The 1,410-nt window shown below is 26.1% G+C and carries 4 protein-coding genes; all 4 read right to left on the bottom strand.

From position 1 onward, the window contains the following. On the bottom strand, nt 1-258 hold a 258-nt coding region (locus V7659_RS31890), incomplete at its 3' end, for a hypothetical protein (protein WP_335543967.1). Continuing rightward, a complete protein-coding gene (locus V7659_RS31885; RefSeq protein WP_335543966.1) occupies nt 258-605 on the bottom strand; it encodes a hypothetical protein in 348 nt (115 codons plus the stop codon). The genes V7659_RS31890 and V7659_RS31885, both read right to left, overlap by 1 nt. Nucleotides 606-611: 6 nt before the next feature. After that, on the bottom strand, nt 612-839 hold the full coding sequence (locus V7659_RS31880; protein WP_335543965.1) for a hypothetical protein: 228 nt from the start codon (nt 837-839) through the stop codon (nt 612-614). 14 nt (nt 840-853) lie between these two features. Then, nucleotides 854-1,363, bottom strand: a complete 510-nt coding sequence (locus V7659_RS31875) for a ParA family protein (protein WP_438825883.1) — start codon at nt 1,361-1,363, stop codon at nt 854-856. Nucleotides 1,364-1,410: the final 47 nt, after the last annotated feature.

Here is a 1,410-nt window from a genome sequence, read left to right as displayed (position 1 = left end):
ATCCCCTTTAATAATACTTAATATTAAATAATAAAAATCCGATATTATAGTATTAATAAAATGATTATCTTGACCAAAAATTAAAAGAAACTTAAAAAACATTATGTGCTTAGAAATATTTCTAAAGAAACTGTTATCTATTTCTAAGAATTCTTCTCCAGATTTTTCATAAAAATTCTTTTTTATCAGCTCCATAAAACTATTTATTTCAGCCTTTATCTGGTTAATTTCATTATATGTCATATCTTTTATAGGCATTAGCTTAACCACCCATTAAACTCGTTTTTCGTTGAGTCATTCTCTTTTTTCATCTCTTGAATCATTAATTCGACTACTTTAAACAAATTATTTTTTATCTGTTTATATTCATGTTCATCCGATTTTGAAACAAGTAGTATAGTTCTTGCAACTATCATTGTTCTTGATAAAATTACATAATGCTTGTACTCTATTGAGAAAACTTTCTTTAAAAAAGGAATGACATCAGTGTTTCTACGAAAAATTTCTTTGGAAAGGATCATTTCTGATGTTATTCCCATAATTTTATATTTTGGAACTGTTTTATTTTTTAATTCATTCCTATAATATATTAAGTTTCTTTCCATAGATTTTTACTCCTTTTCCAAGAGCTCTATTCTTTCTAAGATTTCCAAACTAATAGCCTCTAGATCTTCTAACGATGACTTATAATTAGTCGGAACAGTACCTGATGCTCCATATTGTATATTATTAACTAAAGTACTTTTTGAAGTAAAAATATCTATATCGTTCACTGTTTTTTTAGATTCAAAATTATCCTTAATTTTTTGTTGTTTAGGTGACAATTCTTTGTTAACCATTGTGTAGACTAATCCTAAGCANNGCACTTTAAATTAATACGTTCTTCTCTTATTAAATTTCCTACTGCTTTTTGTAATGAATCAATGCCCACAATAGAATATCTGTCTATTCTGTTTGGAACTAAATAATAATCAGAAGCCATTAGTGCACTATCAGTATATATTGTTAGTGTTGGAGGACAATCTATAATAATCAAATCATATTTTTTTCTTAATTCATTGTCTTCAATGAAATTTCTTATTCTTTTAACAAAGGAATAATCGTTTACTTTATTTACTAAAACCAAATTTAAATCGCCGCATAATATATCTAAACCCTTACTTAAATTTATTATTAAATCCGTTGAATTTGGTGTTTCGTAGTAAGAACTCATTTCTATCTGTGGCTTAAATAATCTATAGATAGTCTTTTCTCGAGGTAAAACTTCTATGGTGTAATAATTTTCATCATCATCAAACCTTTTATCATCCTTATAATTATCTAATAAAGCTTGTGTACTATTAAACTGTGGATCAGCGTCAATTAATAAAATGTCTTTACTTTGATTTTGAGATAAATAATCTGCTATAC

This window comes from Neobacillus drentensis (genome assembly GCF_036966985.1).
Classification (GTDB): Bacteria; Bacillota; Bacilli; order Bacillales; family Cytobacillaceae; genus Neobacillus; species Neobacillus drentensis_E.
This window is presented reverse-complemented; position numbering and strand designations above follow the sequence as displayed.